The sequence below is a fragment of the Rhodoferax sp. GW822-FHT04A08 genome, from assembly GCF_058801025.1.
This window is the reverse complement of the sequence record NZ_JBXAMW010000001.1, coordinates 84,991-106,687: the sequence shown is the minus strand read 5'-3', so window position 1 is coordinate 106,687 and position 21,697 is coordinate 84,991. Positions and strand designations below refer to the sequence as shown.

Sequence of the window (21,697 nt, the reverse complement as noted above, 5' to 3'; positions counted from 1 at the left end):
TCAGAGTCGCCAATAGTTTGTTTGTTTTGTTCTAGAAAGAAAAATCCATGAGCGCAATTGTTGATATCGTAGGCCGCGAAATTCTGGACTCCCGTGGCAACCCCACGGTGGAGTGCGATGTTTTGCTGGAATCCGGAACCATGGGCCGTGCGGCTGTGCCTAGCGGCGCGTCCACCGGCTCACGTGAAGCCATTGAACTGCGTGACGGCGACAAGAAGCGTTACCTGGGCAAGGGTGTACTCAAGGCGGTGGAGCACATCAACACCGAAATCTCCGAAGCGGTGCTGGGCCTGGATGCTTCCGAGCAGTCCTTCCTGGACAAGACCCTGATCGATCTGGACGGCACCGAGAACAAGTCCCGCCTGGGCGCCAATGCCATGCTGGCCGTGTCCATGGCTGTGGCCCGCGCAGCTGCAGAAGAAGCCGGCCTGCCGCTCTACCGCTACTTTGGCGGCATGGCCGCAGTACAGATGCCTGTGCCCATGATGAACGTCATGAACGGCGGCGAGCATGCCAACAACAATTTGGACCTGCAAGAGCTGATGATCATTCCCGTGGGTGCTCCCAGCTTCCGTGAAGCCCTGCGCTACGGCGCCGAAGTGTTTCACGCACTCAAGAAAATCCTGCACGACAAGGGCATCAGCACTGCCGTGGGTGACGAAGGCGGCTTCGCCCCCAACGTGGCCAACCACGAAGCCGCCATCCAGATGATTCTGGAAGCCATCGACAAGGCCGGCTACGTGGCGGGTGAACAGATTGCCCTGGGCCTGGACTGCGCCGCATCCGAGTTCTACAAGGACGGCAAGTACCACCTTGAAGGCGAAGGCCTGGTGCTGGACGCGCAAGAGTGGACCAACATCCTGGCCACCTGGGTCGACAAATACCCCATCATCAGCATCGAAGACGGCATGGCCGAAGGTGACTGGGACGGCTGGAAGCTGCTGACCGACCGTCTGGGCAAGAAGGTGCAGATCGTGGGTGACGACCTGTTCGTGACCAACACCAAGATCCTGAAGGAAGGCATCGACAAGGGCATTGCCAACTCCATCCTGATCAAGATCAACCAAATCGGCACACTGTCTGAAACTTTCGCCGCTATCGAAATGGCCAAGCGCGCCGGCTACACCGCCGTGATCAGCCACCGTTCCGGTGAAACAGAGGACTCCACCATTGCCGACATTGCCGTGGGCACCAATGCCGGCCAGATCAAGACCGGTAGCTTGAGCCGCTCTGACCGCATGGCCAAGTACAACCAGTTGCTGCGCATCGAAGAAGACTTGGGCGATGTGGCTGTGTACCCTGGACGCTCCGCGTTCTACAACCTCAAGTAACGTGGCCCCCACGCTCTCGCTCTTCGAGTCGTTCGCTGCCCCCCTAGGGGGCCGCGTTTCGCCTTGGGGCGGCCCTGCGGCGAAACATCTCCACTGAATGAGTAACCGCCTGGTTCCCGTTGTTCTGATTGCCCTGCTGCTGGTGCTGCACGGGCAGTTGTGGTTTGGCCGCGGCAGCGTACGCAATGTGAGCAAGCTGCAGTACCAGCTGGAAGCCCAGAAGGTCAAGAATGCACAGGCAGCCTTGGCCAATGACCGCCTGAGTGCCGAGATCCGGGACCTGAAAGAAGGTCTGGAGATCGTCGAGGAAAAAGCCCGCAGCGAACTGGGCATGGTCAAGAACAACGAAATCTTCGTGCAGATCGCCCGCTAGGCCAGCGGCCGTGTCAGAGCCCCCTCGCCTCGCCATTCTGGGAGTACCCGGCACTGGCAAATCCACATTGGCTGCAGCGCTGCAGCACGCTGTATCCCCCACCGTCTTGCAGGTCGCGCCTTCAGATGACGATGAAGCCCGCCAGCATCGACAACTCTTTGATCTGACCTTGCTGACCGGACTGGATCTGCTGCCAGCCTCCGCAGACCATGCGCGTTTGGGCGCCCTGGATCAGACCTTCAGGGACGCGCTGTCCCGGTACGGTCTACCCTACTCTCTGGTCTATGGACAAGGCAAGGCACGCAGCGACAACGCGCTGATGTCCATTCGATTTCACCTGCGCATCACCAACGGTTTGCAACAACCCGTCAGCCGCTGGCTCTGGGCATGCGAAAAGTGCTCCGATCCGGATTGCGAGCATCAGCTCTTCAGCAACTTATTGCGAGACCGTTGAAGTCCTCGCATCTACAGGACAAGCCGGGGTCGGCCTACGCCCGTCAATGGGCGTCGGCGCTGCCGCTGCCCAGCTGAATGGCATCCACGAAAAGCTGCGCTGCATCGATCGGATCAAAGCGGTACTGCAATCCGCAGAACTCGCAACCCACCTCGATGTCACCACGCTCGGCCAGGATTTCCTCGACCTCTTCGCGCCCCAAACTCACAATCATCTTGCCGACACGCTCGCGGCTGCAGTTGCAGCCAAAACGTGGAGCACTTTCGCCCACAAGCGGCTCGAAGCGGGTAATGCTCTCTTCCCAGAACAGCCTACGCAGAATGGTGTCCACGTCCAGGGTCAACAGCTCTTCGCGCTTGAGACTGGACGCCAGTGTGGCGATCCGGTTGTAGTGCTCGTTCATGCCGATCTGGTCTTCGTTTTCCTTGGAGACCATGCTGCCCGCCAGGTTGCTCGCTCCGGCCATGGGCAGGCGCTGGATCAGCAAACCGGCAGCGACTTTATCATCTGCTGCCAGCACCAGCGTGGTGTCCAACTGCTCGCTTTGCAGCATGTAGTGCTCCAACACTGCGTTCAGGTCTTCAATCGGTTTGCCGTGGTCGTCAAACAGGGGCACCACGCCTTGATAGGGCTGCTGACCGGGGAATTTGGTCTTGGGATCCAGGGTAATGGCGCAGCGCCCCTTGTTGGTGGCATTGACCATCTGGCTCAGGCTTGCGTCGTCAGCCACCGTTTGCGTCACGGTAGCCGTCGCCCGCAGCGACAGATCAGGCTGCACCTCCACCACCGCCACCTTGACCGGACCATCGCCAAAGATCTGCAGAACCAGTGATCCGTCGAACTTGATATTGGCCTGCATCAGTGCCGCTGCTGCAGTCATCTCACCCAGCAGATTGCGCACAGGCTCCGCATAGGCGCCAGTCTGGCTGTTGCTGGCGCGCCGCCGCAGGATTTCGGTCCATGCGTCCGTCAGGCGTACCACCATGCCGCGCACTGGCAGCCCGTCAAATAAAAACTTGTGCAGTTCAGACATGCACCACTCCCAATGTGAGGGCAGCCTGACAGCTGCCCGGGTTATCCGATTCTCTTGAGGCCGCTGCGGAACTGTGCGGCGTTGTCCACATAGTGTTTCGCGGTGGCACGCAAACCCCGTTGCTGCTCGGGCGTGAGTTCACGCACCGCCTTGGCCGGACTGCCAATGATCATGCTGCCGTCCGGGAACTCCTTGCCCTCGGTTACCAGAGCACCAGCCCCAACAATGCAGCCCTTACCGATTTTCGCACCATTGAGCACGATCGCGCCTATGCCGATCAGAGAGCCATCACCCACGGTACAGCCATGCAGCATGACCATGTGGCCCACGGTAACGTCATCGCCGATGGTCAGCGGCTCGCCTGCATCGGCATGCAGCACGCTGCCGTCCTGGATGTTGGTAGCACGGCCTATGCGGATCCCTTCGGTATCGCCACGCACGACGGCGCCAAACCACACGCTGCTGTCCTGGCCCAGCTCCACGTTGCCCATGACCTGCGCGCTGTCGGCAACCCAGGCTCCCTCCGCCACACGGGGTGCAATGCTGTTCAATTCGTAGATGGCCATCGGTTCTCCTGCTTTCTGGTTTGCCTAGAATTGTAGGGATGACTGACATCCGCTTTGGCGCACGCGCCGCTTTCCTGTGCGCCGACCCCGGTGCCAAGGTACTGGCCGTGCAAGACTTGGCGCAGCCGCAGGCGAACCTGCCCATTGATCCCCAGATACGTTTTGACTCCGCGACATCCCCTGGTCGCCCGACCAAACCCGAGCTGGTGTCACCACGGGATGTGCCGCGCCGTTCGCCCTACACGCCCGATGGCCATGCCGCGCTGATTCACTCCATTGCGCACATCGAATTCAATGCCATCAACCTGGCCCTGGATGCGATCTGGCGTTTTGCCGACATGCCCGACGCCTATTACCTGGACTGGTTGCACGTGGCGCAGGAAGAGGCCAAACACTTCCAGCTGTTGAGCGACCATCTGGCTGGTTTGGGCCATGCCTATGGAGATTTCCCTGCGCATGATGGGCTGTGGACTATGGCCGAGAACACGCGCCATGACGTGACCGCCCGCATGGCATTGGTGCCGCGAACGCTGGAAGCGCGTGGGCTGGACGCAACACCGATCATCCAGACCAAACTGCGCAAGGTCGGCTCCCCTGCGGCCTTGGAAGCGGTCGCCATCCTGGATGTCATCTTGCGGGAAGAAGTAGGCCATGTGGCCATTGGTAATCACTGGTACCACTGGTTGTGCGAGCGAAAAGGGCTGGACAGCCACCTTTTTTATGCCCAGGCCAGCAGTCAGTATGGTGGCCCCAGCCTCAAACCGCCCTTCAATCTGGAAGCGCGCAAGAGAGCCGGCTTCAGCCAGCAGGAGCTCGATGCCCTGCCAACAGCACCTCTGTAATCCATGCCATTTGAGCGCACTACGTCTAGAATGGTTCGGATAACTGCCCACCCCTGTCACACATGCCAGATAACCTGAGTCCCAGTCCGCTGAACGCCCAGCCTCACGGAGGAAACCGGGTGATTGCGCGGCAAGCGATCCTGGACGAAAAACGGACCGTATTCGGATACGAACTGTTCGATCGTTCCATGCAATCCAGCGAACACACCGCCGCCAGCGATGCACAACTCCTGTTCAATGCCTTGTCCTTGGCCGAATACGACTCGCTGGCCAGCCGCAAGACCATTTTCGTGAACTGCACCCACGAGAGTCTGGCTGCCGGACATCTGGACCTGGTAGAGCCCGAACATGTGGTGCTGGAAATCCCGCCCCTGCCGCTGTCGCAGATCGACCAGATCGGAAACCACTTGCCCAATCTGCAACAAATGCAACGCCGTGGCTTTCGTCTGGCCTTTGACTATTCGGTGCTGACCAAGTCCTATGAATCATGGTTGCCACTGGCCTCATTCATCAAGTTTGATCTGTCCGTGCTCAAGGCCGAGGCGATAGCCGGGTTTGTCAAACTGGCTCAGGCCAAATCCACGGCGCGCCTCATTGCGGAAAAGGTGGAAACCCACAAGCAATACGCCATGGTCGAAGGGCTGGACGTCAAGCTGTTCCAGGGCTTCTGGTTTGCCAAGCCCGTGATCGTCGAAGGGCAAAGTGTGCGTCCGTCGCAGGCCAACATCCTGCGCCTCATCGACTTGGTGCGCAAGCAAGCCAGCACCGACGAAATCGAAACCGTGCTCAAGCACGACCCCATGCTGTCGTTCAACCTGCTGCGCTTCATCAACTCAGCCGGTTTTGGCATGCGCACCGAAGTCACGTCGTTCAAGCACGCTGTGATGTTGCTAGGCCTGAACCGACTCTTCAAATGGGCGGCATTGTTGATGACCACCTCCTTAGGCGGCGATACCCCGCCCGCGGTGGGCACCACCGCCGTGGTGCGTGGCCGCCTGATGGAATTGCTGGCGCTGCAGAAATTGCCTCCGGAAGAAAGCGACAACGCCTTTGTGGCCGGTGTGTTCTCCCTGCTGGACACCATGCTGGGAATGCCCATGGACAAGGCACTGGCCAGCCTGACATTGCCGCAACAGGTGGTTGATGCACTGCTGCACCAGACCGGCCCCTTGGCGCCGTTTCTGGCGCTTACCCTGGCCTGCGAGTCTTCGGATGACACCGCATTTGCTTCGGCAACCAAGGCCCTGGGTATGACCAGCAGCGAGGTCAACCTGGCCCATCTGGAAGCCCTGGCCTGGGCCGAAACGCTGTCCATTTAGGGCCTGCACAGACCCTAGCCCCGCGGGTGGTGCTGCGCATGCAACTGAGCCAATCGTTCCCTGGCCACATGGGTGTAGATGGTGGTGGTGGATATGTCGGCATGGCCCAGCAGCATCTGCACCGCACGCAAGTCAGCACCGTGGTTGAGCAGATGCGTGGCAAACGCGTGGCGCAAGGTGTGCGGTGACAAGGGCGAGCGGATGCCCGCCGCCAGCGCATATTTCTTCACCACGTACCAGAACATCACACGCGACATGGCTTCGCCTGCCGTGGCTCCACGCACCGTGATGAACAGGTCCTGCGACTGCTTGCCTGCCAGCAACTCCTGACGCGGCGCACCCAGGTACTGGCGCAACCACATGGCCGCCACCTCGCCGAACGGCACCAGCCGCTCCTTGGAACCCTTGCCCAGCACGCGCAGCACGTTGTCGTTGAGGCTGATGTTGAACACCTTGAGGTCTACCAGTTCGCTCACGCGCAGGCCACTGGCATACATCAGTTCCAGCATGGTGCGATCGCGCACGCCCAACGCATTGGAGGTATCCGGCGCCGCCAGCAAGGCTTCCACCTGGGCCTCGCTCAAAGTCTTGGGCACGCGCAGCGCCTGCTTGGCCGATTGCAGCTTGAGCGTGGGGTCCACGGTAATGCGGCTCTCGCGCAAGGCCCAACGGAAGTAACGCTTGAACACGGTCAGGCGTCGGTTGGCACTGGTGGCCTTGGTATCGGCATGGCGCGCAGCAAAGTAGGCTTGCAGATCGGTCTCGGTGCTGTCGTTGAGGCCGCGTGCACGTTCTGCCAGCCAGCGCGCATACAGCGTGAGGTCTCGCCGGTAGGCTGCCAGGGTGTTCTTGGAAAGTCCCTCTTCCAGCCAGAGTGCGTCGATAAAGACGTCGACTGCTTCGAGGCTGGAGACCAGTTGCGCATTCATAGGTGCCGCAGTGTAAGGGCAAGGCTGCTATTCTCGCTGCAGTGAATTACGCCCAACTCCTCTTTCCCGACTTTTCCCTCATCCTGTGCGGCTTTCTGGTGTGCCGCTACACGGCCCTGAACCGCACCGTCTGGCAACAGGTGGATGCCCTGGTGTATTTCTTTCTGTTCCCGGTACTGCTGTTCCACTCCATTGTGAAGAGCACCCTGGATCTGCGCGCCGCCTCCGGACTGATTGGCGCGGGCTGGACGCTGGGTGCCATTGGCATCACGCTGGCCTATGTGCTGCCCTACCTGCCAGTACTGGGTCGCCACATCGACAAGCGCCAGCATGCGGCCTGCGCGCAGGTGGGATTTCGCTTCAACTCCTTCATTGGACTGGCCATCGCCGAGCGGCTGGCGGGGCCTGAAGGCCTGCTGCTGATTGCCGTGTTGATTGGTGTGTGCGTACCGGTTTTCAACACGGCTGCGGTGTGGCCTATGGCACGGCACGCCGAGCGCGGATTCCTGCGCGAGCTGGTGCGCAACCCGCTGATCATTGGAACCGCCTCGGGCCTGCTGGCAAACATTGCGGGCTTTCATATTCCGCCTTGGCTGGAGCCCACGGTGACACGGGTGGGCGCGGCCGCACTGGCAATGGGCTTGATGGCCGCCGGTGCAGGCATGCAGTTCAGCGCGCTGACACGCGACCGGGCGCTGGGCATTTCGGTATTGACGGTGCGGCACTTCATCTCGCCACTGGTGGCCTTTGCGCTGGCACGGTGGTATGGGCTGTCAGCCTTGCAGACCACCATCCTGCTGGCTTTTTCCGCCTTGCCCACGGCCCCCACCGGCTACGTGCTGGCCGCACGCATGGGCTATGACGGTGCCTACGTGGCCGGGCTGGTCACCCTGTCTACCGTGCTGGGCATGCTCAGCCTGCCTTTTGCGCTGGGTGTCTTGCGGCAGCTGTAGCCACGCTGGCAACTGGCACAGGCCTACGCCAGGGTCTGCAACTCAGCTGTACGCAAGCCGTTTTGACGGGCCCGTTGCAGGAAGTCCTGACCAGCCGCTTCAAACCCAGTCACCGGACTCATGCAGTCGGTCAACAGCACGGTCTGCCACAACCGTGCTGCGCTCAGGTGGGCCATCATGTCGTCCACGGAAGCGGCCACACAATGACTCAATGCCTCACCCGCCACCAGTAAAGAGTGTGAGCCTGCGGCCAGCGTATTCAGCAGGCTTTGGTTGAGCTGGGTGCGTGCGTCGTCCGGCCGCGGCACTTCGGCACGAAAGGCGCTGTACTGTTCCGTCAGCGGATGCATGCCCTTGAGCACCTTGTTGCAGGTCTTGCCACTTGTCACCTCCCAGCGTGCTATCGCCTCGGACAGGCCGGTGTGGATGTTGTGGCCCCAGGTACCCAGCACACAATGCACCGGCCAGACCACCAACTGGCGCTGCCCCCCCGCCTCCAAGGCCTGGAGATACTGCAGCACTTCCTCACACAATTCCTTGTGGCGTGGCCGGTAGGTTCCGGCTGCGAGATCTGCCGCCGTGATCAAGGTAAAAGGTGGCACCGGCTGGCCCAGTGCGTCCTCCCAGAAAGTGGTGCGCTCCACGCCCACGCTGGCATGGGAGTCCAGCGTCACCGTGATGCTGCCGACCTCGTCCGCATGCTGCAGCAGCCAGTCTGCCAAGCGCTGCATATCGGCGTTGGCGCCCGTCACCGGCAGCGCGGCCTGGGGGATATCCAGAAAATCATTTTGCGGGTCAATCACCAGTAGGTCGTAGGCAGCCATAGCGGTCCTTTCAGCCAAGGGTTGTGTTCTGTTCCAGCGCCCATTGCACGTGTTCGCGCACCAGGGCACTCTCGTGGGCAGCGCGGCGTTGCAGGGCATCGTGCATGCTTTGTCGCAACGTGGAGTCGGGTTCGTTGCGCAGTGCATTGCCCAGCGCCACTGCCACATTGCGCAGCCAGCGCTCGTGTCCAATGCGTCGGATCGGCCCGCCTTCGGTGTACTGCAGGAACTGCGCCTCGGTCCAGTCCAGCAAATGGCACAGCCCCTGGCCGCTCAAATGCGCGCGGCTATCAAAGTCCGGCAGCGTAGCCCGCTTGGCAAACTTGTTCCAAGGGCAGACCAGCTGGCAGTCGTCGCAGCCATAGATGTGGTTGCCCATCAAGGGCCTGAGCTCCAGCGGAATGGAGCCTGCATGCTCAATGGTCAGGTAAGAGATGCAACGCCGTGCATCCAGCCGATACGGGGCCACGATGGCGCGAGTCGGGCAGACGTCCATGCAGGCGCTGCAACTGCCGCAATGCTCCTGCACCGGCGCCGATTCGGGCAAGGCGCGGTCCACATAGATTTCGCCCAGGAAGAACATGGACCCAGCCTCCCGGTTGAGCACCAACGTGTGCTTGCCGCGCCAGCCCTGGCCACTGCGCACCGCCAGTTCGGCCTCCAGCACAGGGGCGGAGTCGGTGAATACGCGGTAGCCCAAAGGCCCTGCCTGCAGCGCTATGGCTTCGGCCAACTTTTGCAGGCGGCTGCGCAGCACCTTGTGATAATCCCGCCCCCGGGCGTAGAGCGACACGATGCCTTCGGTCGGGCGCTGCAGTCGGCTCAGTTCCTGCGTCGACCAGTCATCGGGCGCAGTGGCCGGCAGGTAGTCCATGCGTGCGGTGATGACGCTCACCGTGCCGGGCACCAGCTCGGCCGGTCGCGCGCGCTTGAGGCCATGGCTGGCCATGTAATGCATATCGCCGTGGAATCCACGCTCCAACCATGCGAGCAATCCGAGCTCGGCCGAACGCAAATCCACACCGCTCACGCCAATTTGGGAGAATCCAAGCTGGCGAGCCGTTGCGCGTATGTGTGCAACCAGTGCCGTATTGAATGGAGTGCTGTGGATCATCAACTGCCTATTGTAGAAACCGGAGCGGCCCAAGGGCTTGGACCCCGTGCCGGCGCGCCCTCGCCCACCTTGCACTGGGCCGATGAATCGGCTACGCAAACCTTTGCGCAAGCGCTGGCTCAGCAGCCACAACTTGGCCATGCCTTCATTACGTTGCATGGAGACTTGGGCGCGGGCAAGACCACGCTGGCGCGCTACCTGCTGCAGGCCCTGGGGGTAACCGGGCGCATCAAGAGCCCCACCTACACCATTGTGGGAACCTATGAAACGGACCGCTGTGCCGTCTCCCACTTCGACTTCTACCGCTTCAACGACCCACAGGAATGGGAAGACGCGGGCTTTCGCGACATCTTTGCCAGCCCTGGCCTGAAGCTGGCGGAGTGGCCGCAAAAGGCCGCTAGGCTGCTGCCCGTGGCCGACCTGGACATCTATCTGGAAACCGACGCCGATGGCGCACGCAAGGTCACGCTCAGTGCCCACACGTCACTCGGCAAGGAACTGCTACAAGGTTTGGCCCCGTCTTGCGAAAGTGCACAACCATGAAGCGTCGCGCCGCCCTGATACGCGCAGGCAGCGTGGTGCTGGCGCTGGGCCTGCCCCACATCGTGCGCGGCGCCACCATCGTGAGCGTGCGCGTGTGGCCAGCACCGGAATACTCGCGCGTGACCATTGAATCCGACACGGCGCTCACCGCCCGGCAAACCTTTGTCGCCAGCCCGCCGCGGTTGGCCGTGGACATCGAAGGACTGGTGCTCAGCCCCACGCTCAAGGAGCTGGTGGCCAAGGTCAAGTCCGATGACCCCAATATTGCAGGCATCCGTGTGGGCCAGTTCAGCCCCACCGTCGTGCGTCTGGTGGTGGACCTGAAGAAGCCGATCCGCCCGCAGGTGTTCAGCCTGACACCGGTAGGCGCCTACCAGCATCGGCTGGTGTTTGACCTCTACCCCGAGCAGGAGGTGGACCCGCTGGAGGCGTTGATCAGCGAAAAGTTCGGGGATCACACCGCGGCGGCGACCCCACCGGCTGCACCGGCTTCCGCTGCATCCCAAACCGCGGCCAGCGATCCGCTGGGTGATCTGATGGCGCGCCAAACACAAAAGCCTGTCAAACCCAAGACGGAAGCGAGCGCACCCACAACAGCCACCAAACCAACTGCCCCGGCTGCAGTGGCTGGCGCACCCGACACGCGCAACAACGAAGACCTGCGCAGCGGTACCGAACGCCTCATCATCGTTGCGCTGGACCCAGGCCACGGCGGCGAAGATCCCGGCGCCATCGGACCGGGCGGCACACGCGAAAAGGACGTGGTGCTACGCATTGCCCATTTGCTGCGCGACCGGATCAATGAGGGCTCGGTCAAGGGCAACGCCATGCGCGCCTACCTGACGCGTGATGCGGACTTCTTTGTGCCGCTGGGTGTGCGCGTGCAAAAGGCACGCAGGGTGCAGGCCGACCTGTTCGTCAGCCTGCATGCCGATGCATTCTTCACCCCGGACCCACAGGGTGCCAGCGTGTTTGCTCTCAGCGAAGGCGGCGCCTCCAGCAGTGCAGCGCGTTGGATGGCGGCCAAGGAAAACAAGGCCGACTTGATTGGTGGCCTCAACGTCAAGGCCAAGGACGCCACTGTGCAGCGCGCGCTGCTGGACATGAGCACCACCGCCCAGATCAACGACAGCCTCAAGCTGGGCAAAGGTCTGCTCGGTGAAATCAAGCGGGTGGGCAAGCTCCATAAGGGCACGGTGGAACAGGCAGCCTTTGCCGTGCTGAAGGCGCCCGACATTCCCAGCGTGCTGGTGGAAGCGGCTTTCATCAGCAACCCCAGTGAAGAAGCCAAGCTCAACAGCGAGGAGTTCCAGATCAAATTGGCCGATGCGCTGATGCGCGGAATAGAAGCCTACTTCGCCAGAAACCCGCCGCTGTCGCGGGTGCGCACGACCAGTTGAGCAGACGGCACGCCCGCGGCGTGCGCGGGTCTATGCCTCAATGCGGATGCCAGTGGCCTTGTCGAACCAGTTGTTGTGGCGGCCGCTGACCGACATGCCGACGTGCTCACCGATATTGAGCTTGGTATTGGCCGGAGCGCGTACCGTGATCAGCCCGGCAGCCGTCTTGACCACCACGTAGGTGTCTGCGCCTGTGGGTTCCACCAGCAGTACCTCGCCGCGCCAAGCAGCGTTTTCATCCAGGTGGATGTGCTCAGGGCGTTGGCCCAGGGTAATGGCGCGCCCCGTGGGCGCGGGCAGTTCTAGCGAGCCACCGGTAAAGACGAAACGGGTTTGCGCGCCCTCGCCTTCTGCACGCCCGTCGATGAAGTTCATCATCGGTGAGCCAATGAATCCCGCCACGTAGATGTTGATGGGCGTACGGTAGATCTCGTCGGGTGTGCCGATCTGCTGCAGCACGCCGTCCTTCATCACGGCGATGCGGCTGCCCAGCGTCATGGCCTCGATCTGGTCATGGGTCACATAGACACTGGTGATCCCGCTGACCAGATGCAGTCGCTTGATTTCGGCACGCATTTCCACGCGCAGCTTGGCATCCAGATTGGACAGCGGTTCATCAAACAGGAACAGTTGCGGGTCGCGCGCCAGAGCCCGCCCCATGGCTACGCGCTGGCGCTGGCCGCCCGAGAGCTGCGAGGGGCGGCGGTCCAGCAGGTTCTCGATCTGCAGCATGGCCGCCACTTCATGAATGCGCTTGGTACGCACGTCCTTGGGCACTTTGCGCATCTCCAGCGCAAAACCGATGTTGTCTTCCACGCTCATGGTCGGATACAGAGCGTAGCTCTGAAACACCATGGCAATGTCGCGCTGGGCCGGGGCCACACCAATCACGTCGCGTCCGCCAATACGCAAGGAGCCTTCGGTCGGCTCCTCCAGCCCGGCAATGATGTTGAGCAAGGTGGACTTGCCGCAACCCGAGGGGCCCACAAGAATCAGGAACTCACCGGGTGGTACCGTGATGTCGATTTTCTTGAGCACTTCCACGGCGGCAGCGCCTTTGCCAAAGACCTTGCGGATGCCTGCGATTTCAAGAGAGGAAGCCATTGTTCTTATCCTTTCACGGCGCCGGCCGTGAGTCCTTTTACAAAATACTGACCGGCCAGAATGTAGACCAGCATGGTGGGCAAGCCGGCGATGACGGCAGCGGCCATGTCCACGTTGTAGTTCTTCACGCTGCTGGTGGTGTTGGCCATGTTGTTCAAGCCCACGGTAATGGGTTTGCTGTCGGCTCCGCTGAATGCCACGCCGAACAAGAAGTCGTTCCAGATATTGGTGAACTGCCAGATCAGGGTCACCATCATGATGGGCGTGGACATGGGGATGACGATGCGCCAGAAGATGCGCCAGAACCCGGCACCGTCCAGACGCGCAGCATTCACCAGTTCACCTGGAATGGCCGTGTAGTAGTTGCGAAAGAACAGCGTCGTGCTGGCGATACCCGCCAGGCAGTGGACAAGCACCAACCCACCCACTGAACTCGACAGGTGCAGATAGCCAAGCACCTGGCTCATGGGCAGCAGAACCACCTGGAACGGCATGAACACGCCAAACAGCAAGAAGCCAAACAGAACGTCACTGCCCTTGAACTTCCACATGCTCAGCACATAGCCGTTGATGGCGCCCCAGGCTGTGGAGATAAGTACTGCCGGCACCGCCATGCTGACCGAATTCCAGAAATAAGGGCGCAGTCCGCGGCAATCCACGCCGGTGCAAGCCTGCTCCCAAGCCAGCTGCCAGGAAGACCAGTTCATGCTCGTGGGCAGGCTCATCAAGTTGCCGGCGCGGATCTGGTCCGCATCCTTGAAGGACGTCACCAGCATCACGTACATCGGGGCCAGAAACAGCAGGGCCGCAACGACCAGGAAGCTGTAGACCACCAGACGATGAAAGGATTGGGTTTTCATGCTTAGCGCTCGTGGGGTTTGGAGCGGAGTTCGCTATACAGATAGGGCACCACGATGGCGGCCACGGTCACCAGCATCATGGTGGCGCTCGCCGCCCCCAGACCCAGTTGACCACGGTTGAAGCTCATGGTGAACATGAAGGTCGCCGGCACATCGCTGGAGTAGCCGGGGCCGCCCGCCGTGAGCGCCATGACCAGATCGAAACTCTTGATCGACAGGTGCGAGAGCACCAGGATGATGGAGAACATCACCGGTCGCATGATGGGCAGGATGATGCGCCAGTAGATGCGGGGCAACGAAGCGCCGTCAATCTGGGCCGCCCGAATGATGTTGTCGTCAATGCCACGCAGACCCGCCAGAAACAGCGCCATGGCAAATCCTGCGGACTGCCAGACTCCGGCGATGACAACGCAGTAGATAGCCGTTTCGCTTTGCACCAGCCAGTCGAAGCTGAAGCTGGACCAGCCAAAATCGTGCATCAGTTTTTCCAGCCCGAGGCTGGGGTTGAGAATCCATTTCCAGGCCGTTCCCGTCACGATGAAGGACAAGGCCATGGGATAGAGATAGATGGTGCGCAAGAAGCCTTCTGCGCGCACCTTCTGGTCCAGAAAGATTGCCAGCACCATGCCCAGAATCAGTGAGCCACCGACATACAGGCTGCTGAAGATGCCCAGGTTCTTGAGGGCGACATACCAGCGGTCCATGTCCCAGAGTCTGGCGTATTGATCCAGCCCTACGAACTCGCTGTAATTGGGCAGCATGTGCGAGTTGGAAACGGAAAGAATGCCGTTCCAGATCATGAAGCCATAAATGAAGGCAAAGCCGAATACAAATCCGGGTGCCACCACCAGTTTGGGCAACAGGTCTTCCAGCTTTTTCATGGGCAATCCAAAAGAGGGAGCTTAACAGGCAGACAAGGGGCCGCACCTTGCGATGCGGCCCCTTGCTGCAACACGATTACTGGGTCTTGGCGGCCTTGGCGATGTTCTTCACACCGTCGGCAACCGAGATCTTGTCATCGTTCCAGAACTGGCTCACAGCGTCCTGGATGGCGCCTGCAGCAGCGGGTGACACTGCCATGCCGTGGGCAATGGAAGGTTCCAGCGAACCAGCCTTGGCGGTGCTCACGAAGTCCTTGGCCGAGAGCTTGGCGCAGTCGTCAAACTTGGACATGTCCATGTTCAGGCGGACCGGTATGGAGCCCTTGTTCAGGTTGAATATTTCCTGGAACTGCACACCCATGATGCTGGAGGCCAGGTCGGCTTGCGCCTTTTGCGCCGCAGCATCTTTGAGCTTGAACATGGCAAACGAATCCACGTTGAAAGTGTAGGCGTTGTCAGTTCCCGGAGCTGCGGCGCAGATGTAGTCCTTGCCGGGCACCTTGCCTGCGGTACTGAACTCGCCCTTGGCCCAGTCACCCATGAACTGGAAGGCCGCCTTTTCCTGGATCACCATGGCCGTGGCCAGATTCCAGTCACGTCCGGGCGAAGCGGGGTCTACATAGCTATGTACCTTGCGATAGGTTTCCAGCGCCTTGGACATGGTCGGGCTGGTCAGTGCCTTCTGGTCCAGCTTGACCAGTGCATCGTTGTAGAACTTGGCGCCGCCAATGCCCAGAACCACGGATTCAAACGTGGTGAAGTCTTGCCAGTTCTGTCCACCGTGTGCGACGGCAATGAAGCCTGCCTTCTTGACCTTGTCTGCAGCGGCAAAGAATTCAGGCCAGGTCTTGGGTGCCGCAGTGACGCCGGCCTTCTTCAGCACAGCGGAGTTGGCCCACATCCAGTTCACGCGGTGCACGTTGACCGGCGCTGCAATGTAGTTGCCTTTGTATTTCATGATGTCGGCGACGACTTTGGGCAGCAATGCATCCCAGTTCTCTGCCTTGGCCACCGGATCGAGGTTGGCCAGAACACCTTCGGCAGCCCACTCCTGCAGAGCTGGGCCTTTGATCTGGGCAGCGGCAGGCGGATTGCCCGAAACCACACGGCTCTTGAGCACGGTCATGGCATTGTCACCACCGCCACCAGCGACCGCAAAGTCCTTCCAGGTGTTCCCCTTCTCCTGCATGATCTTCTTGAGTTCCGCGACCGATTTGGCTTCGCCACCGGAAGTCCACCAGTGCAGCACCTCCACTTCGCCAGCCATCACGGCAGTACCAGCCACCATCAACGCCACAGCCGTGGCGAGTTTCGAAAGTTTCAGCATGTTCACTCCTCTAAAGTTATGTCTCCAAGCCTGAACACGTTCAGGAGCATTCTTGCGTCGATCAGAACACCCTACCCATAGCGGGTAATGAATGCGGAGACACAGCAAGTGTCCCGCAGCTACAGACCGATATATTGATTCCGATCAATGTAATGGTATCTGAGCCGCATTTAGTTTCAAAGTGTGCCAGCACACGGACAGGACCGGCCGGTCACGGCAAACTGCATCGATGGCACCCCATCTAAAAGGAAATCCCGATGCTTGAAACAATTGCAATCATTCTGCTCGTGCTCTGGGCACTGGGCATGGTCACGGCCTACACCATGGGAGGCTTCATCCACATACTGCTGGTCATCGCAGTCGTGGTTGTATTGATTCGCGTGATCCGCGGAAACAGCCCTCTTTAGCAGCAAAGAACCATGAACACAGCAAGGCTAATCGGCATTCTTCTCATCATCGCAGGTGGGCTGGCAGCAGCCTACGGCGGGTTCAGCTATACCAAGCAAACCCATGCCGCCACCATCGGCCCTATCCATTTGCAAATGACTGAGCAGGAACGCGTCAACATTCCGCTTTGGATGGGTCTGGGCGCACTGGGTGTCGGTGTCCTTTTGGTGGCAACTTCACGCAAAACTTGACTCCAGCCTGAACAGGCTCCACCTCCCGAAGATCAGGGGCTCATATTGCGCCGCAAACACTTTATTTATTCAGAGACTTGGCGGCAGTCTCGAAATCAAAACCCTGCAAGGCCTGCTCCAGTTCGGTAAATCGGTCACCCAGATGGCGCTGCAATACACCTTTGTTGTGCTCCAGAACATCGAGTGCATAGGGATCGTTGCCTTGAATCAGACGCTGCATTTCAAGCATCAGCGCGTCAAGTTGCCCGTGTGTCACGACGGCCGCATCCACCGGCTCAGGTCCGTCAGATTGCAGATTGGGCAATGCCCTACGCACAGATGTCAATAAGGCGTGCAGTTGCTGCGCCGCAGTCTGCAGTGTGCGCTCAATTCCGGCAGCATCTCTTGCCTCGTCTCTGAGCATGTCCTCCAACTCGCCTGCAGAGTGCTGCAGACCAGTCGCCCCCAGATAAGCCGCTTGTCCCTTGAGCGTGTGCGCCTGCCGTTCCGCCAACGCCACCTGCGCGGTTTGCAGCGATCGCCGCATATCCTCTATGGCCCCTTGTTGGGTGGCAACAAAGGACTGCAACGTTCGGAGGTACAGACCCTCGTTATGGCCCATGAGTGCAAGCCCACTTTCCATATTCAGACCGTCAATGTGGGCCGGCAACCGGACCTGTAGTTTGGAGCCGTGCGGCACATCTACCTGTTGCACTTTGCCCAAGTCGGCCTTCTGACCCAACCCATCACGTGGCGTAAGCCATCGCAATAAGGATCCCCACAACTGGGCAGGCGCAATGGGTTTGGAAATGAAGTCATTCATCCCCGCCTCCAAGCAGCGATCCCGGTCTGCCTGCATGGCGTTGGCGGTCATGGCCAAAATGGGAAGTTCCTTGGCGCCATGGTTTTGCCGCAGCAAACGTGTAGCAGTAACGCCATCCATTACCGGCATTTGCATGTCCATGAGAATGAGATCGTAGGGAAGGTGCTCCAGTGCGCGTGCTTCCACGTTGTTCACCGCCTTCTGTCCATCTTCCGCGATGTCCACCTCAAAGCCGGCATCGGTCAACAGTTCATAAGCCACCTGCTGATTGAGGACGTTGTCCTCTACCAGCAGAATGCGTGCCCCCCTGAGCTGCTGCAGCTTCGCATCGAGCTTGTCCCGCGCACTCTGAGGCACGGGTTGTAGAGACATGGGCGGCGGCGGCGCTTTCCCTGCGACCTCCATCATGGTGTTGAGCAACAGAGAGCTGCTCACGGGCTTGGCCAAAACGTGCTCCACGCCCAGCAGCTCGGCACTGCGCACCAGTTCCTGGCGCCTGTGCGCAGTAACCATCAGAACAAATGGCACCACCTTGTGTGGCATCGCCTTGATCGCCCGTATGGTTTCCAGGCCATCCATACCTGGCATGAGCCAGTCCATCAGCACAAAATCAAATGGAGAGTTCTGATCATGGGCCGCCTGGATCATCTGCAATGCGCGCTCTCCACTATTGGCATGCTGCACCACAAAGCGCATCGCATCCAGCATTTCGCACAATATCAACGTTGCGTCCTCGTTATCGTCGACGACCAGCACACGCTTGCCATGCAAATCAACAGCAATGGAGTCCAGGCTCCGACCCGTAGTCGCCACAAGGCCAAGGCGGGCAGTGAACCAGAAGGTAGAGCCCTTGCCAAAGACACTGCTGACCCCCACCTCGCCGCCCATCCCCTGCGCAAGACTTTTGCTGATGGCCAATCCAAGGCCGGTGCCACCGTATTGGCGGGTTGTAGAGCTGTCGGCCTGGGCAAAACTCTGGAAAAGTCTGGGTATCTGTTCTTCGGTCAATCCTATGCCGGTATCGCTCACCTCGAAGCGCAGCACGACTTCTGCAGGCGTGCGTTCCTGCACACGTACATGGATGTGCAGGCCCCCAAAAGTAAGCAAACCAAGGCCGCATAGCTCTTGAAGCTGCGTAGCATGGCGAGCGTCCGCCAGTTGGTGTCTTGCAAGAGTCTCATGTGTAGTCCAAATACCAATGTCAACTGCCGCATCATTCTTTTTGAAGAACCCGAATAGGCTTCTTTAAAAAGAAAGGAACAAGGTTCCCCAAACCGCCCCTTCTTGCGAAGGGGCGGTGGCTACTCATTCAGTAGGTTTGCTTAAGGGTTGATTTGCACGGAGAAGCGCAAAGTCATGGTTCCGTTGGGTGGCAGACTGGTCTCAGATCCGCACACAAACGTCGTACCCGCGGCGGCACCGCTACTCACCGAGGAGAGCGACACGGTGTGGCCGGTAGAGGTAGTGCAGGCCGGTGTGCCACCAGACGGCTGGGTTGCAGCCCATGTGGTGTAGCCTGGTACTTGATCGCTCAGGGACACGTTGGTCACCGCAGTGGTACCCAGGTTGGTTGCCACAGACTTGTACATCAGGCAGTCGCCAGGTTTGGCAGTGTTGATGTTGGAAGACAATGTGGGCTCAACCCATGTTCCGCAGGTGCCGCTGCTCAAAGCCTGGTACTTGGTAACCTGCAGTTGGCCATTGGCAACCACTGTGGTGGTGTCGGTCACGATGGTGGTGCCGCAGCCAGGGCTGTTGCCATCTGTCACGGTGATGGTGGCGTTACCCACATCGCCAACCGAGGCGCCAGCTGGCGGGAACACACGAACCAACAGAGGAATGTTGCCACCCGCAGCAACCGTAGTCGGGAGTGTGTATGGGCTGGTGCCACCGGAGCCAGTACCAGTCAAAGGTGTTTCACCGTCGATAACACCGATAACGCCCGTGTCCACATAGACAGAGTAAGTCCATCCATTGGGCAGACCTGCAACAGTCAAGGTCAGAGGCGTACCTACGGAGCCACAGGTGCTGGTTCCGGTATTGGTCAGCTTGTGCGCATAGGTCGCAGAACCGCCACCAGCCGATTGCAAAGCACCATTGGCGGCGAGATTCATGCTGTAAGTGCTGGCAACTGCAACAACGACTTGGTCGCGCAGGTAATCGCTAACTTGTGCTCCACTGGACGCATTGGTCGTGGACTTCACCTGGAAGAATACATCGTAGGTGTTGGCAGATGCGTTGGACGGAGGCGTTACCTTGGCATAGATCGTGGCGGAGGAACCTGCTGCAATGGATCCCGTAGTACGGGCACCGGCTGTACCGCCAGCGGGGGTGACCGCAGCTGCATCGGTGTAGAAGTCAACCGTCCAGCCGGCCGGCAGCGATCCAGGGAAGCTGTTGGTAGAGCTGGCCGACAACGCGAAGTCCAGGGCGCCTGTGTCGTTGTTGTTGACGTAGAGCTTGAACACTGCGCTGCCCAGAGCGGACGCTGTAGGAGCAGGAGTGGGGCCATTGGCTGCACTGGAGTTATTGCCCGAAGCACCGGCGGTGACGGCGATGCCTTGCACAACGGTTGTGCTGCCAGGACCTTGGTCCAAACCAGCTGTACCGGCCAGTACAGTTTGCGTCAAGTCAATGTAGCCAGCGCTCAAGCTGGTCAACTGGGCTTTGGCACCGTCTTCGACTGTGGAGTCGTTAACCGAGAGTGCCTGCACAGTAGCGGTGTACAGCGGAGCGCCTGTAGCAGGTGCAGGGGTGGCAGCGGGAACCACTACCTGCAATACGACCGTGGTGTTTGCGCCAGCGGCCAACGGACCGGTATCCACACTGGGTTTGCCAGCGGTGGACAACAATGGAGTCACGCCATCAGACTGGAACCAGTTGAAGGTTGTGCCAGAGGGGAATGTGTTGGTTCCTGAAGCAGTGCTGAGGCTGAGCAGGAATGTGTCAACGTCATTGCCCTTGTTATAGACCTTGAAGGTGTAACGTATGGCAGCACCGGGAACTCCGCTGGACACCGTCACAACGTCCTTGCTGCCCAAAGCGTCACCGGCTGCATTTCCGCCAGAAGGTGCTGTTGCGTCTGCACCGCTGGTAGCTGCTACTGCACCACCATCACCGGAACCGGTCATGATGACACCGCGGCTTGCCAGCACCGTAAACGGAGCGGCGTTGGTTGCCACAGTGGTTGAGCCATTGCAGTTTGCCACCGTGTAGTTGCCTGCAGTGCAGCTCGCACCAGTGGGAACACCCGTGGTAAACGCGGCTGTGTTGTTGGTGCTGGCGGTGCCTACCAGAGTATTAGCTCCAGCGGTACCTGCAGATGCCAGAACCTGGAAGCTGATGGTGCCACTTTGACCCGGTTGCACGTTTTGCACGACGGCTTCCACCAGCGTTCCGGTAGAGGCGCTATACGCTCCCACCTTGTAGGAAATACCGGAAGGGTTGGAGGTGTCAGTGTCAGACAAAGCGGTACCGATTGCGCCATTCCATGCACCTGAGCCATTCACGTAAGTGAAACCTACGGGCAACTGATCCTTGATATAGACCGGCCCGGCAGTGCCACCGTTATTGACATAGTTGATGGTGTAAGCGGTGTAGGTACCAACCTTGCCACTGACCGGTGACGCTGCTGCAGTGCCACCCGTCCAATAGCTCGGAGCGCCCGAAGACGGAAGCGCTATCGAAGTATTGACAGAGTAGGCGGCATTCGTCGTCGCATTCACGGTATCAGTACGGGTCAGTGTGAGATTGCTGTATCCCAACGTGGTCCCGGCCGCCGTCACCTTGACGTCTGCCTGATCTGTCCAGCTACCGGTTGCAGATGCTGGAATGGTGTAGGCAACCACGAAGGTGTAGGTACTGCCAGCCCCCACAGTGACCGCACCGCTCACAGGCGTGGTGCTGCTGGGCTGACCACTAGAAGTCACATCGGGATATACAGCCGTTGAGGCAAATGACCCCGTGTTGTTCTTGTCGGTTACGGCGATAGTGAAGGAATCACTGCCGTTACCCGTATTGGTCAAAGTGTACTGGGCATAGATGGTGGAGCCTGGTGCCCCCTGTTTGGTATAGCCCGAGCCGGTGGCGGCGGCCGGTGTTGCAGTAGGTGGAGAAAGCGTAAAGCTTCCGACCTGCTGAATAATGGTTTGAACCACGTTGGACGTAGCCGTCTGCTGTACCCCATTGCCGTCGGTATAGCTGGCGGTTGCCACGTTGGATATTGCAGTGTTTGCGGGTGGTGTGGCCGCATGGGCAGATTGGGATACCCCCCCTGCCCCCAGCACGGCACCGAACCCAACTGCCAATGCCAGAGCCTTCAGTCTTTTCAGAGCGAAACTCTGCGCCGAGTTACTGTTTCTCATATGTGCACTTTCTCAAGCGAAAAAAAACCCAGACAACGGG

General features: G+C 59.8%; 21 protein-coding genes. 10 read left to right on the top strand and 11 right to left on the bottom strand.

All coding sequences use genetic code 11. The features are described from left to right. Positions 1-47: 47 nt before the first annotated feature. The 3 genes from eno to AC1RMF_RS00495 all read left to right on the top strand — a co-directional run bounded on the left by eno (position 48) and on the right by AC1RMF_RS00495 (position 2,158). Complete coding sequence (eno, locus tag AC1RMF_RS00505) at positions 48-1,331, top strand: phosphopyruvate hydratase (protein ID WP_493138699.1); 1,284 nt, start codon at positions 48-50, stop codon at positions 1,329-1,331. Positions 1,332-1,428: 97 nt separating this feature from the next. Next, entirely contained in the window at positions 1,429-1,704 is a 276-nt protein-coding gene (locus AC1RMF_RS00500) for a septum formation initiator family protein (RefSeq protein WP_342618108.1), read from the top strand. 10 nt (positions 1,705-1,714) lie between these two features. Beyond that, positions 1,715-2,158, top strand: a complete 444-nt coding sequence (locus AC1RMF_RS00495) for a hypothetical protein (protein ID WP_493138697.1) — start codon at positions 1,715-1,717, stop codon at positions 2,156-2,158. A 43-nt stretch (positions 2,159-2,201) separates the two neighbouring features. Here AC1RMF_RS00495 and hslO read toward each other — a convergent pair whose 3' ends face one another. Both hslO and AC1RMF_RS00485 read right to left on the bottom strand, forming a co-directional pair. After that, entirely contained in the window at positions 2,202-3,191 is a 990-nt protein-coding gene (gene hslO, locus AC1RMF_RS00490) for an Hsp33 family molecular chaperone HslO (RefSeq protein WP_493138695.1), read from the bottom strand. Between the two features lie 41 nt (positions 3,192-3,232). Further along, positions 3,233-3,757 (bottom strand): gamma carbonic anhydrase family protein, encoded by a 525-nt coding sequence (locus AC1RMF_RS00485; protein WP_342618111.1) that lies wholly within the window; start codon positions 3,755-3,757, stop codon positions 3,233-3,235. Positions 3,758-3,795: 38 nt separating this feature from the next. On the opposite strand from AC1RMF_RS00485, the gene AC1RMF_RS00480 reads away from it, so the two are divergent. Together AC1RMF_RS00480 and AC1RMF_RS00475 are read left to right on the top strand one after the other, a co-directional pair. Continuing rightward, a complete protein-coding gene (locus AC1RMF_RS00480; RefSeq protein ID WP_493138693.1) occupies positions 3,796-4,599 on the top strand; it encodes a ferritin-like domain-containing protein in 804 nt (267 codons plus the stop codon). A 62-nt stretch (positions 4,600-4,661) separates the two neighbouring features. Beyond that, entirely contained in the window at positions 4,662-5,918 is a 1,257-nt protein-coding gene (locus AC1RMF_RS00475) for an EAL and HDOD domain-containing protein (protein WP_342618113.1), read from the top strand. Between the two features lie 14 nt (positions 5,919-5,932). Here the strand turns inward: AC1RMF_RS00475 and xerD are convergent, their stop codons facing one another. Continuing rightward, entirely contained in the window at positions 5,933-6,847 is a 915-nt protein-coding gene (xerD, locus tag AC1RMF_RS00470; RefSeq protein WP_493138691.1) for a site-specific tyrosine recombinase XerD, read from the bottom strand. Between the two features lie 41 nt (positions 6,848-6,888). Here xerD and AC1RMF_RS00465 point away from each other — a divergent pair, with 41 nt between their 5' ends. After that, positions 6,889-7,800, top strand: a complete 912-nt coding sequence (locus AC1RMF_RS00465) for an AEC family transporter (RefSeq protein ID WP_342618115.1) — start codon at positions 6,889-6,891, stop codon at positions 7,798-7,800. Between the two features lie 23 nt (positions 7,801-7,823). On the opposite strand, the gene AC1RMF_RS00460 is transcribed toward AC1RMF_RS00465, so the two are convergent. Together AC1RMF_RS00460 and queG are read right to left on the bottom strand one after the other, a co-directional pair. Then, a complete protein-coding gene (locus AC1RMF_RS00460) occupies positions 7,824-8,624 on the bottom strand; it encodes a cysteine hydrolase family protein (RefSeq protein ID WP_493138689.1) in 801 nt (266 codons plus the stop codon). A 10-nt stretch (positions 8,625-8,634) separates the two neighbouring features. Further along, the gene (gene queG / locus AC1RMF_RS00455; RefSeq protein WP_493138687.1) at positions 8,635-9,738 is read right to left on the bottom strand and encodes a tRNA epoxyqueuosine(34) reductase QueG; all 1,104 of its coding nucleotides are present in this window, start codon (positions 9,736-9,738) and stop codon (positions 8,635-8,637) included. Here queG and tsaE point away from each other — a divergent pair. Together tsaE and AC1RMF_RS00445 are read left to right on the top strand one after the other, a co-directional pair. After that, a complete protein-coding gene (gene tsaE / locus AC1RMF_RS00450; RefSeq protein ID WP_493138685.1) occupies positions 9,730-10,281 on the top strand; it encodes a tRNA (adenosine(37)-N6)-threonylcarbamoyltransferase complex ATPase subunit type 1 TsaE in 552 nt (183 codons plus the stop codon). The two genes, queG and tsaE, sit on opposite strands and share 9 nt — an antisense overlap. Next, a complete protein-coding gene (locus AC1RMF_RS00445) occupies positions 10,278-11,681 on the top strand; it encodes an N-acetylmuramoyl-L-alanine amidase (protein WP_493138684.1) in 1,404 nt (467 codons plus the stop codon). The genes tsaE and AC1RMF_RS00445 overlap by 4 nt, the downstream gene beginning before the upstream one ends. A 30-nt stretch (positions 11,682-11,711) precedes the next feature. Here the strand turns inward: AC1RMF_RS00445 and AC1RMF_RS00440 are convergent, their stop codons facing one another. From AC1RMF_RS00440 to AC1RMF_RS00425, 4 genes are all read right to left on the bottom strand, one after another. Next, a complete protein-coding gene (locus tag AC1RMF_RS00440; RefSeq protein ID WP_342618120.1) occupies positions 11,712-12,785 on the bottom strand; it encodes an ABC transporter ATP-binding protein in 1,074 nt (357 codons plus the stop codon). Between the two features lie 5 nt (positions 12,786-12,790). Beyond that, positions 12,791-13,645 carry a carbohydrate ABC transporter permease gene (locus AC1RMF_RS00435; protein ID WP_342618121.1) on the bottom strand — a complete coding sequence of 285 codons (855 nt, stop codon included), beginning with the start codon at positions 13,643-13,645 and terminating at the stop codon, positions 12,791-12,793. 2 nt (positions 13,646-13,647) lie between these two features. Then, positions 13,648-14,526 carry a carbohydrate ABC transporter permease gene (locus AC1RMF_RS00430; protein WP_342618122.1) on the bottom strand — a complete coding sequence of 293 codons (879 nt, stop codon included), beginning with the start codon at positions 14,524-14,526 and terminating at the stop codon, positions 13,648-13,650. 76 nt (positions 14,527-14,602) lie between these two features. After that, positions 14,603-15,853: an ABC transporter substrate-binding protein gene (locus AC1RMF_RS00425; RefSeq protein ID WP_493138681.1), complete on the bottom strand. Its 1,251-nt coding sequence runs from the start codon at positions 15,851-15,853 to the stop codon at positions 14,603-14,605. A gap of 257 nt (positions 15,854-16,110) precedes the next feature. Here AC1RMF_RS00425 and AC1RMF_RS00420 point away from each other — a divergent pair, with 257 nt between their 5' ends. Both AC1RMF_RS00420 and AC1RMF_RS00415 read left to right on the top strand, forming a co-directional pair. Continuing rightward, on the top strand, positions 16,111-16,260 hold the full coding sequence (locus tag AC1RMF_RS00420) for a lmo0937 family membrane protein (protein ID WP_342618124.1): 150 nt from the start codon (positions 16,111-16,113) through the stop codon (positions 16,258-16,260). A 12-nt stretch (positions 16,261-16,272) separates the two neighbouring features. After that, a complete protein-coding gene (locus AC1RMF_RS00415) occupies positions 16,273-16,491 on the top strand; it encodes a hypothetical protein (protein ID WP_342618125.1) in 219 nt (72 codons plus the stop codon). 61 nt (positions 16,492-16,552) lie between these two features. On the opposite strand, the gene AC1RMF_RS00410 is transcribed toward AC1RMF_RS00415, so the two are convergent. Next, positions 16,553-18,400: a response regulator gene (locus AC1RMF_RS00410; RefSeq protein ID WP_493138678.1), complete on the bottom strand. Its 1,848-nt coding sequence runs from the start codon at positions 18,398-18,400 to the stop codon at positions 16,553-16,555. A gap of 215 nt (positions 18,401-18,615) precedes the next feature. Further along, positions 18,616-21,657, bottom strand: coding sequence for a beta strand repeat-containing protein (locus tag AC1RMF_RS00405; RefSeq protein WP_493138676.1), 3,042 nt, complete (start codon positions 21,655-21,657; stop codon positions 18,616-18,618). Positions 21,658-21,697 lie beyond the last annotated feature (40 nt).

Bases quoted from the DNA above. Each gene is read 5' to 3' on its own strand.
- AC1RMF_RS00460 (WP_493138689.1), bottom strand. From the start codon at position 8,624: ATGGCTGCCTACGACCTACTGGTGATTGACCCGCAAAATGATTTTCTG.
- AC1RMF_RS00485 (WP_342618111.1), bottom strand. From the start codon at position 3,757: ATGGCCATCTACGAATTGAACAGCATTGCACCCCGTGTGGCGGAGGGA.
- AC1RMF_RS00425 (WP_493138681.1), bottom strand. From the start codon at position 15,853: ATGCTGAAACTTTCGAAACTCGCCACGGCTGTGGCGTTGATGGTGGCT.
- xerD (WP_493138691.1), bottom strand. From the start codon at position 6,847: ATGAATGCGCAACTGGTCTCCAGCCTCGAAGCAGTCGACGTCTTTATC.
- queG (WP_493138687.1), bottom strand. From the start codon at position 9,738: ATGATCCACAGCACTCCATTCAATACGGCACTGGTTGCACACATACGC.
- AC1RMF_RS00430 (WP_342618122.1), bottom strand. From the start codon at position 14,526: ATGAAAAAGCTGGAAGACCTGTTGCCCAAACTGGTGGTGGCACCCGGA.
- AC1RMF_RS00420 (WP_342618124.1), top strand. From the start codon at position 16,111: ATGCTTGAAACAATTGCAATCATTCTGCTCGTGCTCTGGGCACTGGGC.
- AC1RMF_RS00445 (WP_493138684.1), top strand. From the start codon at position 10,278: ATGAAGCGTCGCGCCGCCCTGATACGCGCAGGCAGCGTGGTGCTGGCG.
- AC1RMF_RS00440 (WP_342618120.1), bottom strand. From the start codon at position 12,785: ATGGCTTCCTCTCTTGAAATCGCAGGCATCCGCAAGGTCTTTGGCAAA.
- AC1RMF_RS00500 (WP_342618108.1), top strand. From the start codon at position 1,429: ATGAGTAACCGCCTGGTTCCCGTTGTTCTGATTGCCCTGCTGCTGGTG.
- AC1RMF_RS00435 (WP_342618121.1), bottom strand. From the start codon at position 13,645: ATGAAAACCCAATCCTTTCATCGTCTGGTGGTCTACAGCTTCCTGGTC.
- AC1RMF_RS00480 (WP_493138693.1), top strand. From the start codon at position 3,796: ATGACTGACATCCGCTTTGGCGCACGCGCCGCTTTCCTGTGCGCCGAC.
- hslO (WP_493138695.1), bottom strand. From the start codon at position 3,191: ATGTCTGAACTGCACAAGTTTTTATTTGACGGGCTGCCAGTGCGCGGC.
- AC1RMF_RS00405 (WP_493138676.1), bottom strand. From the start codon at position 21,657: ATGAGAAACAGTAACTCGGCGCAGAGTTTCGCTCTGAAAAGACTGAAG.
- eno (WP_493138699.1), top strand. From the start codon at position 48: ATGAGCGCAATTGTTGATATCGTAGGCCGCGAAATTCTGGACTCCCGT.
- AC1RMF_RS00475 (WP_342618113.1), top strand. From the start codon at position 4,662: ATGCCAGATAACCTGAGTCCCAGTCCGCTGAACGCCCAGCCTCACGGA.
- AC1RMF_RS00415 (WP_342618125.1), top strand. From the start codon at position 16,273: ATGAACACAGCAAGGCTAATCGGCATTCTTCTCATCATCGCAGGTGGG.